Annotated in this window: 16 protein-coding genes; 12 read left to right on the plus strand and 4 right to left on the minus strand. The window is 59.4% G+C overall.

Features of this window, described 5'->3' with window-relative positions; all coding sequences use genetic code 11:
* Nucleotides 1-8: 8 nt before the first annotated feature.
* The 4 genes from ABLU67_RS08345 to deoC all read right to left on the minus strand — a co-directional run bounded on the left by ABLU67_RS08345 (nucleotide 9) and on the right by deoC (nucleotide 3327).
* Complete coding sequence (locus ABLU67_RS08345) at nucleotides 9-203, minus strand: hypothetical protein (RefSeq protein ID WP_177952253.1); 195 nt, start codon at nucleotides 201-203, stop codon at nucleotides 9-11.
* Nucleotides 184-957: a DeoR/GlpR family DNA-binding transcription regulator gene (locus ABLU67_RS08350; RefSeq protein ID WP_009654966.1), complete on the minus strand. Its 774-nt coding sequence runs from the start codon at nucleotides 955-957 to the stop codon at nucleotides 184-186. The genes ABLU67_RS08345 and ABLU67_RS08350 overlap by 20 nt, the downstream gene beginning before the upstream one ends.
* Nucleotides 958-1018: 61 nt before the next feature.
* The gene (locus tag ABLU67_RS08355) at nucleotides 1019-2524 is read right to left on the minus strand and encodes an FGGY-family carbohydrate kinase (RefSeq protein ID WP_064358898.1); all 1506 of its coding nucleotides are present in this window, start codon (nucleotides 2522-2524) and stop codon (nucleotides 1019-1021) included.
* A 53-nt stretch (nucleotides 2525-2577) separates the two neighbouring features.
* Entirely contained in the window at nucleotides 2578-3327 is a 750-nt protein-coding gene (gene deoC / locus ABLU67_RS08360; RefSeq protein WP_219558615.1) for a deoxyribose-phosphate aldolase, read from the minus strand.
* Nucleotides 3328-3690: 363 nt separating this feature from the next.
* On the opposite strand from deoC, the gene ABLU67_RS08365 reads away from it, so the two are divergent.
* From ABLU67_RS08365 to ABLU67_RS08420, 12 genes are all read left to right on the plus strand, one after another.
* A complete protein-coding gene (locus ABLU67_RS08365; protein WP_025106034.1) occupies nucleotides 3691-4491 on the plus strand; it encodes a DeoR/GlpR family DNA-binding transcription regulator in 801 nt (266 codons plus the stop codon).
* A 109-nt stretch (nucleotides 4492-4600) separates the two neighbouring features.
* Entirely contained in the window at nucleotides 4601-5290 is a 690-nt protein-coding gene (alsE, locus tag ABLU67_RS08370; RefSeq protein ID WP_148849841.1) for a D-allulose 6-phosphate 3-epimerase, read from the plus strand.
* 11 nt (nucleotides 5291-5301) lie between these two features.
* Entirely contained in the window at nucleotides 5302-6243 is a 942-nt protein-coding gene (locus ABLU67_RS08375) for a ribokinase (protein ID WP_185220168.1), read from the plus strand.
* 36 nt (nucleotides 6244-6279) lie between these two features.
* Nucleotides 6280-7614: an L-fucose:H+ symporter permease gene (gene fucP / locus ABLU67_RS08380; protein WP_185219825.1), complete on the plus strand. Its 1335-nt coding sequence runs from the start codon at nucleotides 6280-6282 to the stop codon at nucleotides 7612-7614.
* Nucleotide 7615: 1 nt separating this feature from the next.
* The gene (locus ABLU67_RS08385) at nucleotides 7616-8005 is read left to right on the plus strand and encodes a VOC family protein (protein ID WP_032694034.1); all 390 of its coding nucleotides are present in this window, start codon (nucleotides 7616-7618) and stop codon (nucleotides 8003-8005) included.
* Between the two features lie 249 nt (nucleotides 8006-8254).
* Nucleotides 8255-9811: a class I adenylate-forming enzyme family protein gene (locus tag ABLU67_RS08390; RefSeq protein WP_025106030.1), complete on the plus strand. Its 1557-nt coding sequence runs from the start codon at nucleotides 8255-8257 to the stop codon at nucleotides 9809-9811.
* Nucleotides 9808-11400, plus strand: a complete 1593-nt coding sequence (locus tag ABLU67_RS08395) for a CoA-transferase (RefSeq protein ID WP_348852244.1) — start codon at nucleotides 9808-9810, stop codon at nucleotides 11398-11400. The genes ABLU67_RS08390 and ABLU67_RS08395 overlap by 4 nt, the downstream gene beginning before the upstream one ends.
* Nucleotides 11401-11411: 11 nt before the next feature.
* The gene (fabG, locus tag ABLU67_RS08400; RefSeq protein WP_032720110.1) at nucleotides 11412-12146 is read left to right on the plus strand and encodes a 3-oxoacyl-ACP reductase FabG; all 735 of its coding nucleotides are present in this window, start codon (nucleotides 11412-11414) and stop codon (nucleotides 12144-12146) included.
* An 11-nt stretch (nucleotides 12147-12157) separates the two neighbouring features.
* The gene (locus tag ABLU67_RS08405; protein WP_348852245.1) at nucleotides 12158-13348 is read left to right on the plus strand and encodes a thiolase family protein; all 1191 of its coding nucleotides are present in this window, start codon (nucleotides 12158-12160) and stop codon (nucleotides 13346-13348) included.
* Nucleotides 13349-13483: 135 nt separating this feature from the next.
* Complete coding sequence (locus tag ABLU67_RS08410) at nucleotides 13484-14821, plus strand: MFS transporter (RefSeq protein WP_025106028.1); 1338 nt, start codon at nucleotides 13484-13486, stop codon at nucleotides 14819-14821.
* Between the two features lie 13 nt (nucleotides 14822-14834).
* A complete protein-coding gene (locus ABLU67_RS08415) occupies nucleotides 14835-15713 on the plus strand; it encodes an SMP-30/gluconolactonase/LRE family protein (protein ID WP_004115225.1) in 879 nt (292 codons plus the stop codon).
* A 76-nt stretch (nucleotides 15714-15789) separates the two neighbouring features.
* The gene (locus ABLU67_RS08420) at nucleotides 15790-17160 is read left to right on the plus strand and encodes an MFS transporter (protein ID WP_023321586.1); all 1371 of its coding nucleotides are present in this window, start codon (nucleotides 15790-15792) and stop codon (nucleotides 17158-17160) included.
* Nucleotides 17161-17168: the final 8 nt, after the last annotated feature.

Raw genomic sequence — 17168 nt, forward strand, 5'->3', positions numbered from 1 at the left:
TATACCCTTCAGGGGGTATCTTTCCTGTACGCCACTATCAACGACGCTTTAATCCAGCGCGCTTTAATTGCGCTATATTCGGGAGAAGCCGTCACTTTCTCCAGCGCCGGGTTGATACGCGGCGCAATACCGAGCCCTTTACTGTAGTACTCCGGATCGGTACGCCGCTGCCGGAACAGAACGCTAGAGGTGCGCCTCTTCATCCAGGGAGATCACCTGAATGCCGGCATTACGATACGCCTGAACGTCATCGGGCAGACGATCGACCACCACGGTATCAATCCGATCCGCGGCGGTAAACTGGGCAAGCGAGGTATTATTCAGCTTGCTGTAGTCGCAGACGATAATCACCTGGCTGGCGTGTTCAACCATGCCGCGTTTCGTTTCTGCCAGCATGATATCGGCCACGCAGGCGCCGTGTTTCAGCGACAGCGAATTGGCGCCCATAAACGCTTTATCGACGTTCAGGGTATCAAGAATAGAGCGTCCGTTGATCGCCACCACGCAGTGGTACCCCTTCTTCACGATCCCGCCCAGCAGAATGGTTTGAATCGAGGGGCTGGCTTCCAGCTCGCGGGCGATTTGGTAATCGTTGGTGACCACCGTGACGTTTTGTCGGTCGCGAATATTGCGCGCGATATGCAGGGTCGTTGTGCCGGTATCCAGCACGATAATGTCGCCATCCTCAACCAGCGCCGCCGCGCGCTGGCCGATCCGCTCTTTCGCGCTGAGGTTGACAATTTCACGCGCGTCCGATGCCTGTTCAAAGCTCGCCCGCGTGCGAAGGACGGCGCCGCCGTGTGTACGGGTCAGCAGCCCCTCCTCTTCCAGCTGGCGGAGATCGGCACGAATGGTGGCGCCAGATACATTAAAGACGTCACACATCTCAGAAACAGCCACTTTGCGTTTTTCCCTGAGAATACTGAGCAACTTCTCCTGTCTTTCTTCTGCAAACATTCTGCCTCTCTCTTATTTACGGCACGTTACGCGCGACGCGGCGCTGGCTTACCGTTGCTTATCAGTCGGGTCCTGCGCTCAGGGCATCCAGCCTGTCGTATAAGGCGGCGGATTGCCGGTAGAGCGTATCAAAAAGCTCGCTGCAGGCGTGGTAATAATCCCGCAGACGGGGATCCGGCGAAATCAGCTTACCGAACTGCACCGTCTGCCTCACGCCGCTGGCAAAATCCGCGTACAGCCCCGCGCCAACCCCGGCGATAATACCGCATCCGGTGACGCCATTCTCCTGGTTGCGCGTAGATAATATCGGAAGATTGTACGCCGCGGCTTTGATTTCAAGCCACAGCGGGCTGCGCGCGCCGCCGCCGGAAGCGATCATTTGTTGCGGATATTGCCCGCACGCCTGCAGCTGGCGCAGATTGCGCCAGGACGCAAAGGCCACCCCTTCCAGGACCGCGCGGAATAAATGACCGCGGCGATGCTTGCGCTGCAGGCCGAAGAACTGCGCCCGCGAGTTCGTGTGTTCGGCCAGGCGCTCTCCCGTCAGATAGGGAAGAAAGAGCAGCCCTTCCGCACCGGCCGGCACCGCCGCCGCTTCCTGCAAAAGCTGCGGGTGGGTAATCTGGTTATCGGCAAGCGCCAGCCGCGCCCAGCGGACGGCATCGCCGCCGGCGTCGAGAATCGTAAATCCGCCCCAGGCCGCGTTAGCCAGATGAAGGTTATTGACCAGCGGGTGGCGTAACGGCCGCGGCGACACCACGGTGATCAGCGTCGACGTGCCGGTGGAGTCGGACGCCATCCCCGGCTCATATACTCCCGAGCCCAGCAGAGAGGCCGCCATGTCCGACGTACCGGCAACCACCGGGATCCCTGGAGGCAGGCCCGTCAGGCCGGCGGCGCGTGGGGTTACCTGGCCGATAATGTCGCTGGAAAGTTTGAGGTCCGGTAGCTGATCGACCCGCAGGCCAAACGTTTCGCAGGCTTGCGAAGACCAGGCGCGGGTTTCGCTGTCCATCAGGAAATAGCAGGACGCCTCGCTATAGTCGGTCGCCAGAGCGCCGGTCAGCATGAAATTAATATAGTCCTTCGGCATCAATACCTTGGCGAGCTTTGACCAGCGCTCCGGATGATGTTCACGCCACCAGGCTAATTTGAAAGCGGGCCACGCCGCCGCGGGTGGATTATTTAAATGCGCCAGCCACTTTTCCCGCCCTTCGCGCGCGGTAAAAGCTTCCACCTGCGGCTGGCTGCGCTTATCATTCCACAGCAGCGCCCTGTCCTCCACCAGCTCGCCGCGATCGTCCAGCAGGACGGTGCCGTGCATCTGCCCGCAGGCGCCAATAACCGCAATCTGCGCAGCCGTTTCAGGATAGCGGTAAAGCACCTCGCGTATACAGTCGCAGGCGGCCTGCCACCATAAAGACGGGGCCTGTTCTGACCAACCCGCACGCGGCGTGGTCTGTTCATACTCTCTTTGCGCAAAGCCGACCATCGTGCCGTCAACGCGCAAAAGAGCGGCGCGGGTACTGCCAGTGCCAACATCAATCGTGAGTATTTTATCTTTCATCACTGACTCCGGTGACGTCTTAAGGCGGGCCATCAGGCCCGCGGTCTCTCAGTTTAATCGGCGTTCAGCTCGGGAAAGCGTTCCGGGTGCTGCTCCAGTTCAGCCAGCACCTTTGTGACCGCGCCATGGCTCATGCCAAAGCGGCGGACGCCAAGCTGGTACAGGGCGCGCACCGTTGCCAGATCGCGAATCCCCCCGGCGCCTTTGATATCGATTCGTCCTTTAAGCTGGTCGGCAATAATGCTGACTTTTTCCACCGTCGCGCCGGTCGGCGCCCAGCCGGTGGAGGTTTTGACCCACTTCATCCCCACCTCTACGGCGATATCGCACACGCGGCGAATCTGCTCCTCATTGAGATAGTGCGTTTCGAGGATCACCTTCGCCGGTACCGGCGCGGCGGCCTCCACCACGCGGCGCAAATCTTCGCGCACATAGTCATAATCGCCGGATAACACTTTGCCGATACTCACCACCATATCCACTTCGCGGGCGCCATCGGCAATCAGCTGCCGCACTTCCTGAACCTTGGTGTCAGTCGCATGCCCGCCGCCGGGAAAGCCGACCGGTCCGCCAATCATCACCTCCCCCGTCCCCTGCTGCGGCAGCAACGTACTGAGAAAACGCGTCCAGCAGGGCAGAACGTGGACGGAAATAATGTTGTATCGGGTTGCCAGCTCGGCGCAGGCGCGAACGTCCGCTTCGGTACTGGTGGCCTGGACTGCGCTCAGGTCGACTAAACGTGCAAAACGACGGGTTGTTTCATTCATGGTTTTATCCTGCTCTTTGTTTTTAGTTGCTTTCATTTAATGCTCTTAATCGGCTTAAATCCATTTAAAAACGCATCAAATGAAAATAACGTGATCAAATTAGCATTTTTTTATTTTCATTTGCTTTTAATTAGCAGGCGGGAAATGAGCGATGCCCTTGATGAACGGGCGTAAACGGGCATAAACGGGCGCAAAGGCAATATTGCATTTATTTTTGTTTGTTTTTGTTTATGCCTGAATAACGGGCGAGAGAGCGAAACCGCTGCCGGATATGACGCCAAAATGCGTACGCTGTCACATTGACCGGCGACAAAAAGGTCGCCTTCGCCGGATATTCCGGAGGTCTCAACGCCCTGCGCAAGGGAAAGGTAATCTGATTATGTACTTCAGGAGAGAGCTATGTTGCCGCTGGAACGTCATCGTTTGATTGTTGAACTGCTGGGCCAACGCGGCGTGATGCGGGTGAATGAGATTGCGCAAGCGACTCGGGTCTCCAGGGAAACGATTCGCCGCGATCTGAGCGAGCTGGAACGGAAAGGGATTTTAAATCGGAGCCATGGCGGAGCGCTGGCGGCGGAGAACCCGCTGCCGGCGATCCGAGCGGCGTCGCCCGCCCTGCCGGTCGAAGATAGCCAGGGAAGCTTTCAGCAGAGAACGCTGCTGCACAGCGAAGGAAAAATGCGCGTTGCCCGCAAAGCGCTGCAGTGCCTCCAGCCGGGACAGACCATCGTCCTGGACGGCAGCAGCACCAGCTGGTTTTTGGCCCGGCAGATGCCGGAGATGGCGCTAACGGTTATCACGCCCTCTATCCGCATCTTGCAAACGCTGATGAGCAGACGCTCGTTGCATCTCGTGGGACTGGGGGGCGATTTTTCCCCGACCGAGGAGGCGTTCTTCGGTGAAACCGCCTCACGAACGCTGCGGGAGTACGCCGTCGATACGCTCTTTTTCTCCTGCCAGGGTCTGGAGCGCGACAGCGGTTTATATGCGGGTACGGAAGCCCACGCCGCCCTGTTGAAACAGATGATGCTGGCCGCCCGTCAGACCGTGGCATTGGTCGACGGCAGCAAGCTGGGGCGAACAGGCGTCGCGCGGATCGGCGGATTGGGCGAGCTGGACTGTTTAATCACCGAAAAGTTTGTCGATCCGCTGCTGGAAAAAGAGATGACCTGGCATAACGTCGGGCTACAGATCGCCTGAGTACGCCGTCATGACGTGACGGTGACTACGCGCATTGTCGAAACGCTGCTTCCCGCGGCAGGGCCAGACTTTGCCTGAAATCAGCCACTACCGGAATAAAAGAGGCCTTATGCGTTATTACCTTTCTCCCTCGCTCATGTGTATGGACATGATGAAGCTGGCGGAACAGCTGCACTTTTTAAACGGCAAAGCCGACAGGCTGCACGTCGACGTGATGGACGGGCACTATGTGAAAAACCTGGCGCTATCGGCCAGCTTTGTGGCGCAGATTCGGCCCTATACGTCGCTTCCCATTGATGTCCACCTGATGGTCGAAGAGCCCGCCCCGTTTATCCCGGCGCTGATAGAAGCCGGAGCAGACGCCATTTCACTGCATCCGGAAACCATCTGCCGCGAAGCTTTTCGGGTCATCAATATGCTTCGCCAGGCGGGGAAAGAGGTGGGGATGGTGCTCAATCCCGCCACGCCGGTTGAGAGCATCCAGCACTATCAGCATCTGCTCGATAAGGTCACGGTGATGACCGTCGATCCGGGCTATGCCGGTCAGCCGTTTATTCCCGAAATGACCGCCAAAATCGCGCAGCTTCATCAGTTAAAAGAGAGCCGCAGCCTCAACTTCTTGCTGGAAGTCGACGGCTCATGTAACCGCAACACCTACCGTGAGCTGCTGGGAGCCGGGGCGCAGGTATTGGTGATGGGCAGCAGCGGTTTATTCCGCCCGGATATGCCGCTCGAGCAGGCCTGGGAAAAAATGTCCCGGGATCTGTCCGCCGCGCTGCACTCCCCCGAGCACGTATAAAGGAGCGAATGATGTCAGGAAAAGTCTGTGTTTTTGGTTCATTCAATTTCGACATGGTGGCCAGAGTGGAGCGCTTTCCGGTGCCGGGCGAGTCGTTAGTGGCCTGCGGGAGCATGACCAGCGCCGGCGGAAAAGGGGCGAACCAAGCCACCGCCGCGCTAAAAGCGGGGGCGAATGTTCACTATATCGGCAAGATTGGCAATGATACCTTCGGCCATTTTGCCCGCCGTCATCTGAAGGGCGTGGGGTTTAACGCCGTGACGCTGCTGGTCGCCGAAGAGGTCCCCACCGGCAATGCGCTGATTTATGTGGCCGGCAACGATGCCGAAAACATGATTGCCGTCGACCCCGGCGCGAATATGACGGTGACCGATGATGAAATCGCCGGCTGCATTCCCGCTATCGGCTGCGCGGATGTGGTGCTGGTTCAGCTGGAGAACAATCTTTCCGCCATTGAACAGGTCGTTGACGCCGCGAAAGCAGCCGGGGCCTTCGTGGTGCTCAATCCCGCCCCCTGGCAGCCCGTTGAGCACGCCTTTCTAAGCAAAGTGGATTTGCTCACGCCGAACGCCACAGAGGCCGGGTTAATGACCGGGCGCCGGGTTGACTCTCTGGCGGCCGCGGCCGAGGCCGCCGATGCGCTGCATGCTCAGGGCGCGCGCAACGTCATTATCACCCTCGGCGCAAAGGGCGCCCTGCTGAGCGAGCAGGGCGTGAAATTCCCTGTTCCGTGCTTTCCTTCTCATCCCCGCGATACCACCGGCGCGGGCGATGCCTTTAACGGCGCGCTGGCGGCGCGTCTGGCCTGCGGCGAGCCGCTGCATAGCGCGGCGCGATTTGCGGCGGCGTACGCCGCCGTCAGCGTCGAAAAGCAGGGCGCATCATCTTTACCGGATTACCAGGAGGCACGAGAACGGCTTTTACGTGCCGCCTCTGATTATGAAATGGCTTAAACCCTACTGTATAAAAACCATTAAGAGGATAGCTCAATGAGTACGCTAATCACGGATAAGGTCGATAAAGCGGCGGTCCACAATGAAAAACTGGACACCAGCGCGTATTTACCGCACACCCCCTGGCTGCAATTTTTACTGGTCTGTTGCCTGTTTGCGCTGTGGGGGATGGCGGGCAACCTGAATGATATTTTGATCGCCCAGTTTAAAAAGGGCTTCGATTTAACGGATACCCAGACGGCGCTGGTGCAGTCGATTTTTTTCCTCGGCTACTTCTTTGTCGCCCTGCCTGCGGCGGCGCTGATTAAGCGTTATTCCTATAAAGCGGCGATTATTATTGGGCTGTGCCTGTACGCCCTCGGCTGTTTCCTGTTCGTCCCGGCCGCGCAGATCATGACCTACGGCGCGTTCCTCGCCTGCCTGGGGGTGATCGCCTGCGGACTCTCTTTTCTGGAAACCTCGGCAAACACCTACTCCAGCCTGCTGGGCCCGATCCACTCCTCCACCCAGCGCATTAACTTTTCGCAGATCTTCAACTCGCTGGGCGTGATTTCCGGCGTGCTGATTGGCCAGGTGATGGTCTTCGGCGAAAACGATGCGAGCCATGAACAGCTGCTGGCGATGCCCGCCGCCGCCGCGGACGCCGCGCGCCATCAGATGGTCGGCCAGGTGGTCGGGCCCTATCTGATTATCGGCTCCGTGCTGGTGGTGCTGGCGCTGGTGTTCGTGTTTATTAAATTCCCGTCCTGCAAGGGCACGCCCTCTCAGCAGCAGCAGCTCCCGACGGAAAGCATGGGGCCTACGCTGAAACGCCTGTTTGCCATCCCGCGCTTTCGCCTCGGGATCCTGTCGCAGTTTTTGTACGTCGGCGCCCAGGTTGGCGTATGGAGCTTCACGATTCGCTTTGTGCAGCTCGTGCAGCAGGGCACCAGCGAGCACTCCGCGACTTACTGGCTGCTGGCTTCTCTGGTGATTTACGCCGTGGGTAAAACCGTGGCCACCTGGTTGATGAACCGCCTGAATCCGGCGCTGCTGCTCGGTACCTTTGCCCTGGCCGCCACCGCCCTTTTACTGGTTGCCGTATTCAGCAGTTCAATGCTGGCGGTCTATGCGCTCATTCTGGTCAGCTTCTGTATGGCGCCATGCTGGCCGACAAACTTTGGTCTGGTCATCAAAGGGATGGGGAAAGATACCCAGACCGCAGGCTCGATCGTGGTGATGTCGATTATCGGCGGGGCCGTTATTCCGCTGGTGATGGGCATTATCTCGGATATGAACGGCGGCAATATGCAAATCGCCTTTATCGCCCCACTTGTGTGCTTTGTGTATGTCGCTTTCTACGGTTTCTGGTGCGTGCGTAAGGGGGTATAACATGCGCGAACTGATCAACACGATTGCTCATATTGGCTATCAGGTCAGCGACTTAACGCGTTCGCTTGCCTTCTATGAACCGCTGGGCTTTCAGCGCCAGCAGCGGTTTAGCAAACCGTCGCCGCAGGGCGCTATTGAAGTCGCGTTTCTTGAAATGGCGGGCGCCGTCCTCGAGCTGTACCAGCTTCCCGAAGGAACGCCTTTTGACGCCCCTCGCTGCGGTATCGATCATCTGGCACTGGAAGTCAGCGATCTGGATGCGGTGCAGCAGCGGCTGGCGGCGCTCGGTTATCCGCTCGATGAAGGGCCGATTGAGGAAGAAAATGTGCGCTTCCTGCTTATTCGCGGCCCCGATGGCGAACGGCTCGAGTTTGATGCCTTTAAGCGCTAAGCGGCCGGGCTGATCCCCTTCTCCCTTTTAGGCCCGGTTAACACGGGTCTAAAAGTGGGCTTCCTCAGGCTTTACAAAAGCCTGCCTGCTTCCAGATTTTCTCTCCCCCAACCGACCTCTCCTGCCTATTGTGCAATGTTACAAAATTGCTTCTGTTTTGTTGATTTTCTATTGTGAGCCATTCGGCAATTTCCTCTCCTGAATTTCCCCAGACTACTTCCAGTCAATACGCAATATCAGGAGAGACAAATGAGCAGCACCTCCGCCGACTTCCAGAATCTGTACCAGGCCCTGAGACACAGCGCCGCCCGCAGCCCGGATGCCCTGGCGCTGGCGTTTGAGGATCGGCGCTATCTGTACCGCGATTTTCACCTGCGGGTACAGCGAGCGATGGCGCAGCTTGACCAGATCTGGTCGCTGCGCAAAGGCGATCGAATCCTACTGGCCTGGGGGAATCATCCCGCTTTTTGCGAAGTCCTTTTTGCCGCGCTTGGTCTGGGCATCGAAGTGGTGCCTTTCAGCACTAAGCTTAAGCAGGCCGAAAGCGAGGAGCTGGTGGGCCATATCGCCCCGCGGGTCGTGCTGTTCGATGCGACCGTGCAGGACTGGCTGAAAAACACCCCCGACGCGCGCGCGGTTTCGCTCAGCGAATGGCAGGCGATCTCACTTCCCGAACCGCTGACCCGCCAGCCGGTCCCGGTTAACCGCGACGATACGGCGGTGATGATGTTCACCTCCGGTACCACCGGAGAGCCGAAAGGGGCGATTATCACGCACAATAACCTGCTCTGCGCGATTGACGCCTATACGCAAAAACTGAATCTCACCGCCGCGGATAGCACCATTCTGGCGGTACCTATCTATCACATCACCGGCCTGTCGGCGCTGCTGGCGCTGTTTATTAGCCTCGGCGCAAGCATCTGGCTGCAGCACCGGTTCAACGCCCCGCAGGTGATCGGCACCCTGCGCGAACAGAACATTACCTTTCTGCACGGCTCGCCAACCATCTTTATCCTTCTCTGCCAGGCGGCACGCGAGCAGAGCGCCAGTCATCCAGGCGATTTCCCCGCGTTACGCACGATTGCCTGCGGCGCGGGCCACCTGAGCGATGGACTGATCAACGAGTTAAAAACCCTGTTTCCGCATACGGCGATTCAGCCGATCTACGGGCTCACCGAAACGACCTCACCCGCGACGATTTTTCCGGGCGACGTCTGGGGCAGCGATAAATGCGGCAGTTCGGGCCAGGCGATCCCCGGCCTCGCCATTACGATCCGCAACGATCGCCAGCAGCTCCTCCCCGCCGGGCAAATCGGGCATATCTGGCTAAAAGGCGACGTGGTGATCCGCGAGTACTGGCAGCACAGCGAACGACGCCCTAGCTGCGATGCGCAGGGCTGGTTTTGTACCGGCGACCTGGGCTATCTCGACGATGAAGGCTGGTTGTACATAAAAGACCGCAGCAAGGACATGATCAATCGCGGCGGAGAGAAGATTTACTCGCTGGAGCTGGAAAACATTCTCTCTACCTATCGGGGAGTGCGGGAAGTTGCCGTCATCCCGACCCCCAGCCCGATCTATGGCGAAGAGCCGGTGGCGTTTATCGTGCCGGACGGCCAGCACCACCTGACCAGCGAAGAGATCCTCGGCTGGCTGAAGGTCAAAATCGCCCGCTTTAAGCTGCCGGCGCGCATTATTTTCACCCGCGTTTTACCGCGCACCCATAACGGAAAAGTGAGCAAACAACAGCTCAAAACGCGCCTCGCGGAATCCATCATCACGCTATCAACGGAGGATAAAAAGTGAGCAGCAAATTTATCGACGCCCATCAAGCGGCCCAGCGGGTCGCCAGCGGCGACACCGTCTGCACCGTCGGGATGACGCTTATCGGCGCGGCGGAGTCCATTTTAAGCGCTATCGAAGCGCGCTTTCTGACCGCGGGCGAACCGCGCGACCTGACGCTGCTGCATGCCGCTGGGCAAAGCGATCGCCAGCGCGGCATCCAGCACTTCGCCCACCCGGGTATGGTAACGCGGCTTATCGGCTCGCACTGGGGCCTGGCGCCGCGCTGGATGGCGATGATCAACAACAACGAAGTGGAAGCCTGGTGTCTGCCGCAGGGGCAGATCGTCCATCTCTATAGCGCGATGGCCGCCGGGCTTACCGGGCGGCTTTCCCCCGTCGGGCTCGGTACCTTTGTCGATCCGCGCATGGAAGGCGGGCGGATGAACGCCCGCACCCGCGAACGGCCCGATCTGATCGAGCACGTGACGTTTCGCGGCGACGAATATCTGTTCTACCCGGCCATTCCTCTGGACGTGGTCATTGTGCGCGGCACCCATGCTGATGAAGAGGGCAACCTCACGACCGATGAAGAGGTGATGAAGCTGGAAGTTCTGCACGCGGTTCTCGCCGCCAGACGCTATGGGGCGAAGGTGCTGGCGCAGGTGAAATATCGCGTGGCGAAAGGCTCGCTGCATCCGAAAAGCATCATCGTTCCCGGCAACCTGATCGACGCCATTGTGGTATGCGAAGAGCCGCAGATGGATCACCGCCAGACCTCCAGCTGGGACTTCGATCCGGCGCTGTGCGGCGATATCCAGCTGCCTGCCGCGCAGAACGCACCGCTGCCGCTCGACCTGCGCAAGCTTATCGGGCGGATTGCCTGCCGCTACCTGACGCCCGGCTGCGTCATCAATCTCGGCACCGGCATTCCCAACGACGTTATTGGCGCCATCATTCACGAAGAACGGCTCGGCGAGCAGGTCACCATCACCGTGGAGTCAGGGATCTACGGCGGGCAGCAGGCGGGCGGCGTTGATTTCGGCATCGGTCGTAACCTGAGCGCGATGATAAGCCACCAGGATCAAATGCTCTATTACAACGGCGCGGGGGTCGATATCACCTTTATGGGCGCCGGCGAGATGGACCCGCACGGCCACGTCAACGCCACGCGGCTCGGCGCATCCTGCCCCGGCGCGGGCGGTTTTATCGATATCACCCAGAATGCCCGCCACGTCGTGTTCTGCTCCTCTTTTACCGCCAAAGGGCTGGAGATCGCCTGTGAACAAGGGGCCCTGCATATCCGGCGCGAAGGCGAGGTACGTAAATTCGTCGCCGGGGTGAATCAGGTTTCCTACAACGGCGAGCTGGCCCGCGCCAAAGGACAAACCATGCATTACGTCACCGAACGGGCGGTTTTCGAACTGCGCCCGGAGGGGCCGGTGCTGACGGAAATCGCCCCCGGTATCGATCTTGAGCGCGACATCCTGGCGCATATGGATTTTCGTCCGGCGATCGCCGCGGATCTTCAGGTTATGGACAGCCGCTTGTTCACCCCGCAGCCCTGCGGCCTCGCGGAACATCTGTCCCGGAATTCATCCTCTGACTCATAAGGAAATTAGCTATGAAACTTGCCAGTAAAACCGCCATTGTCACCGGCGCCGCGCGCGGTATCGGCTTTGGCATTGCCCAGGTGCTTGCGCGGGAAGGCGCGCGCGTGATCATCGCCGATCGCGACGCGCACGGCGAAGCCGCCGCCGCGTCCCTGCGCGAATCGGGCGCACAGGCGCTGTTTATCAGCTGCAATATCGGTGAAAAAGCGCAGGTCGAAGCGCTGTTTTCCCAGGCCGAAGAGGCGTTTGGCCCGGTGGATATTGTAGTGAATAACGCCGGAATCAACCGCGACGCCATGCTGCACAAACTCTCCGAAGCGGACTGGGACACGGTGATCGATGTCAATCTGAAGGGCACTTTTCTCTGTATGCAGCAGGCCGCCATCCGCATGCGCGAGCGCGGCGCAGGCCGCATTATCAATATCGCTTCCGCCAGCTGGCTTGGCAACGTCGGACAAACCAACTATTCGGCGTCAAAAGCCGGCGTGGTGGGGATGACCAAAACCGCCTGCCGCGAACTGGCGAAAAAAGGCGTCACGGTTAACGCCATCTGCCCGGGCTTTATCGATACCGATATGACGCGCGGCGTCCCGGAAAACGTCTGGCAAATCATGATTAACAAGATCCCTGCGGGCTACGCCGGGGAGGCGAAAGACGTTGGCGAGTGCGTGGCGTTTCTGGCGTCCGACGGCGCGCGCTATATCAACGGGGAAGTCATTAACGTCGGCGGCGGCATGGTGCTGTAAGGAGAAAAACGATGACACAGGCTAATGATATTGTGATTGTCAGCGGCGTCCGTACCGCTATTGGCACGTTTAACGGCAGTCTTAAGCATACCCACCAGCACGATCTCGGGGCAGCGGTTATTCGCGAAGCGATCGCCCGCGCCGGGCTTGCGCCACAGGATATCGATGAAACGATCGTCGGCAACGTCGGGCAAATCGCCGAAAGCGGTTTTATCGCCCGCATCTGCCAGCTGCGGGCGGGGATCCCGCAGGAGAGCACCGCGTATTCGGTTAACCGCCAGTGCGGCTCCGGGCTTCAGGCCCTGGCGGACGGCATGATGCAGCTGCAAAGCGGCCAGGCCGAGGTGGTCGTCGCCTGCGGAACGGAAAATATGACCCAGTTGCCCTACTACCTGCGCAAAGCGCGCGATGGCTATCGCATGGGCCACGGCGAGCTGGAAGATGGACTGATCTCCATCCTTACCTGGCCAGAAGGGCCTTATCACAACGGCATCACGGCGGAAAACGTCGCGCAACGCTTCGGTATTACCCGTGAAGCGATGGACGATTTCGCCTGGTCGAGCCAGCAGAAGGCGCTGAAGGCGATCGCTGAGGATCGCTTCCGCGAGCAGATTCTGGCCCTTGAGGTACCGGACGGCAAAAAAGCGACCCGCCTGTTCGCGACCGATGAACACCCGCGCGACACCCCGCGCGAAAAGCTCGCCGCGCTGCGTCCGGCATTTAAAGCCGACGGCGTGGTGACGGCGGCCAACTCCTCCGGCATTAACGACGGCGCAGCCGCGCTGGTGATGATGACCCGCCAGCAGGCGGAACAGCGCGGCTTAACTCCGCGCATGCGGATTCGCGGCTGGGCGGTCGCCGGCTGCGGCGCGGAGATTATGGGGTTTGGCCCCTCTCCCGCTACCCGACGCCTGATGGACCGTCTCAATATGGATGTTCACGCCATCGATTTAATTGAACTCAATGAGGCCTTCGCCTCCCAGGCGCTGGCGGTGATGAACGATCTGCGTCTCGATCCAGCCCGCGTTAACGTCAACGGCGGCGCGATCGCCCTCGGCCATCCGGTGGGCGCCAGCGGTGCGATCCTGCCGGTCAAACTGATGTATGAAATGGCGCGCAGCGGCGCGCGCACCGGTCTGGTCACCATGTGCATCGGCGGCGGCCAGGGGATTTCTATGCTGTTCGAGCGCGAAGGCGCTTAGGAAAAGACGGCCCGAAGTGGGGCTTCGGGCCGGGCGTCGTTCGGGTCAGCACCCGGCGACAACCTGTGAGCTGACGAACGGGATCGACGCGATCCCGGCAAGGCTTCTGACCACGAATACGGGGAAATAATAACCATGTCCGCAATAAATGAAAAGGCGGTAAACGGGACGCAGCTACAGCGCACCCATAAAAAGATCTACCGCCATTTGATGCCGCTGCTTATCGTGGCGTACATCATCAGCTTTATTGATCGTACCAATATTGGCATGGCGAAAGCGACCATGTCGGTGGATATCGGCCTTTCCGCAACCGCATTCGGCCTCGGGGCCGGGTTGTTTTTTCTCACCTACGCGGTGCTGGAGATCCCCAGCAACCTGTTTTTAACCCGGATTGGCGCACGCCGCTGGATCGCCCGCATCATGATCACCTGGGGGATCATCTCCTGCGGCATGGCGTTTGTCACCGGGCCTACGTCCTTTTACGTGATGCGCCTTTTGCTCGGCGCCGCCGAAGCGGGGCTCTATCCGGGCATTATTTACTACCTGACCCTCTGGTTTGGCCGCGAAGAGCGCGCTAAAGCCACCGGCCTGTTCCTGCTGGGAGTCTGCCTGGCCAATATTATCGGCGCGCCGCTGGGCGGATTGTTATTAAGCCTTGATGGAATGTCCGGCTGGCACGGCTGGCAGTGGATGTTCTTTATCGAAGGGCTGCCCGCGATAGCGCTGGCTTTCGTCGTCTGGCGCAGACTGCCGGATAAACCGGCTGACGCCCGCTGGCTGGACAGCAACGACGTGCAGGCAATCAACGCGGTACTGGAGAAAGAAGCCGAGGAGACGCGCCATACGCCGAGCCGTTTTTCCCTGAAAACAGCGCTCACCACCCGCGTATTTTTGTTGCTGGTGCTGATTTACTTTACTCACCAGTTTTCGGTTTACGGCCTGAGTTATTTCCTGCCGGGGATCATCGGTAGCTGGGGCCAGCTTACCCCGCTGCAGATCGGTCTGCTGACCGCCATCCCGTGGATCGCAGCCGCCGCTGGCGGGATCCTGCTGCCGCGCTTCGCCCGGACGGAGCAGCGTTCGCGCAGCATGCTGATGGCCGGATATCTGGTCATGGCGACCGGCATGGCCATTGGCGCAATTGCCGGTCACGGCGTGGCGCTGCTTGGCTTCTCGCTGGCCGCCTTCATGTTCTTCGCCATGCAATCCATCATCTTTAACTGGCTCCCCTCGATCATGAGCGGGCATATGCTGGCGGGCAGCTTCGGCCTGCTTAACTGCCTCGGGCTGTGCGGCGGCTTTCTCGGGCCGTTTATTCTCGGCGCGTTTGAGGACCGCACCGGCGCGGCAACGTCCGGCTTATGGTTCGCCGTCGCGCTACTGATCGTCGGCGCGCTGGTGTCTGTGTTCATCAAAAGTTCGTCATCCCCCGGCAGTGCATCGGCAAAACAGGCCGACGGCGAAAAAGCGTAATCAGGAGGTTCTTATGCGCATCGAAGTCTTACTGGATTTAAAAACTCGACTCGGCGAAAGCCCGGTCTGGGATGTCGAACAGCAGCGTCTTTGGTGGGTGGACAGCCTCGACGGGCGCCTGTTCGCCTGTAACGCGCAGGGCGGCGCGATTAAGAGCTGGGACGTGCGGCAGAAAATTGGCTCTTTCGCCCTGCGCCAGAACGGCGAAGGCGCGGTGGTGGCGCTACAGAATGGCGTGCATCTGCTCGACTTCGCCAGCGGCGAGCTGACGCTACTGCACCATCCGGAAGCGGACCGGCCCTTTAACCGGCTCAACGACGGCAAAGTCGATCGTCAGGGACGTTTTCTGTTCGGATCGATGGATATGCGTGAAGAGGAGCCGAGCGGCGCGCTATATCGCCTGGACGCCGATCTGTCACTGCACGTGCTGAAGAAAAATATCATCGTCTCTAACGCCCCCTGCTGGAGCCCCTCCGGCGAGACGTTCTATTTTGCCGATACCTGGACGGGCGAAATCTGCGCCTGGGACTACAACACCGCGACCGGCGATCTCTCCGGAGAACGAGTCTTTTGCCGTGTCGATAGCAGCGAAGGCGGCGCGGCGGATGGCGCCACCGTGGACAGCGAAGGTTATCTGTGGAACGCGCTGGTCTACGCGGGCAAGCTGGTACGCTACACGCCGGAGGGCAAGGTCGATCGCATCATTGAGATGCCGGTGAAAAAAGTGACCAGCGTAATGTTCGGCGGCGAAAACCTCGACGTGCTGTACGTCACCTCAATGGCGCAGCCGCCCCTCCCGCGCTTCCCGGAAGATAATCAGCTGCGCGGCAGCCTGTTCGCCCTATACGACCTGGGCGTGACCGGCGTAGCGGAACGGCGTTTTGCCGGCTAAGCCAACCTCCGGCTCGCCGCGATAACAATAATACCCGGCGAACTGACTCTGACCCTGACACCAGGCGGCGCGCATCATGCTGTCGCGACGCCGCGGAGTAAACACGACTATGACAACAATCAATCACACACCTGCCGGCGAACAAGGTGGAAAAAAGCGGCTGATACATCGTTTCTCCTGGGTTTCGCTGCTGGTTTGCTGGCTAATCTGGGTGCTTAACGCCTACGATCGCGAGATGATCCTGCGCCTTGGCCCGGTCATCTCTAAAGAGTTTTCGCTCTCGCCGGAACAGTGGGGCAACGTCGTCGCCCTGATTATGGTTGCCCTTGCGGTGCTGGATATCCCCGGCTCCATCTGGAGCGATCGCTACGGTTCAGGCTGGAAGCGAGCGCGCTTTCAGGTACCGCTGGTGCTGGGCTATACCGCCCTCTCTTTTCTTTCCGGAATTAAAGCGATCAGCCACGGGCTGACGGCTTTTGTGCTGCTGCGCGTTGGCGTCAACCTCGGGGCCGGCTGGGGCGAGCCCGTCGGCGTCAGCAACACCGCAGAGTGGTGGCCGAAAGAGAAACGCGGCTTCGCGCTGGGGGTGCATCATACCGGCTATCCGATTGGCGCGCTGCTGAGCGGCGTGGTGGCAAGTCTGGTGCTTTCCGCATTTGGCGAAGGCAGCTGGCGCTACTGCTTCCTGCTGGCGCTGATCGTCGCCATCCCGCTGATGATTTTCTGGGCGAAATATTCCACCGCCGATCGCATCAACACGCTTTATCTGCATATCGATAGCCAGGGGATGACGCGCCCGGCGACCCAGGAAAGCAGCCATGTTGCCAAAGGCGAAGGGATGAAGACCTTTTTACGCACCCTGCGCAACCGCAATATTTCGCTAACGGCGGGCAATACCCTGCTGACGCAAATTGTCTATATGGGCATTAACGTTGTGCTGCCGCCGTACCTTTATCACGTCTCCGGCCTGTCGCTGGCGGCATCCGCCGGGCTAAGTATTATCTTCACGCTTACCGGTACCCTGGGCCAGATAATTTGGCCCTGGCTCTCCGATAGCTTTGGCCGTAAACGTACTCTGATCGTCTGCGGTCTGTGGATGAGTATCGGCATTGCGCTGTTCTATTTCGCCACCAATATGCCGCGCCTTATCGCCATTCAGCTATTTTTTGGCCTGGTGGCCAACGCCGTGTGGCCTATCTACTACGCCATGGCTTCGGACTCCGCCGAAGAACGCGCCACCTCTACCGCCAACGGCATTATCACCACGGCGATGTTTATCGGCGGCGGCATTTCGCCATTGCTTATGGGCTGGCTCATCCAGTTCGGTGGGGGATGGGAAAATCCGGCGGGTTATATCTACGCCTTCTTTACCATGGCGGGATGCGCGCTGCTGGGGATGTTATTGCAGCTTATGACCACCGATAAAACGCCGCGCAAAGCGCATTAACGCAGGAG

Origin of the sequence: Klebsiella sp. GN_Kp190 (assembly GCF_040061795.1) — a bacterium.
Taxonomy (GTDB): domain Bacteria; phylum Pseudomonadota; class Gammaproteobacteria; order Enterobacterales; family Enterobacteriaceae; genus Klebsiella; species Klebsiella michiganensis.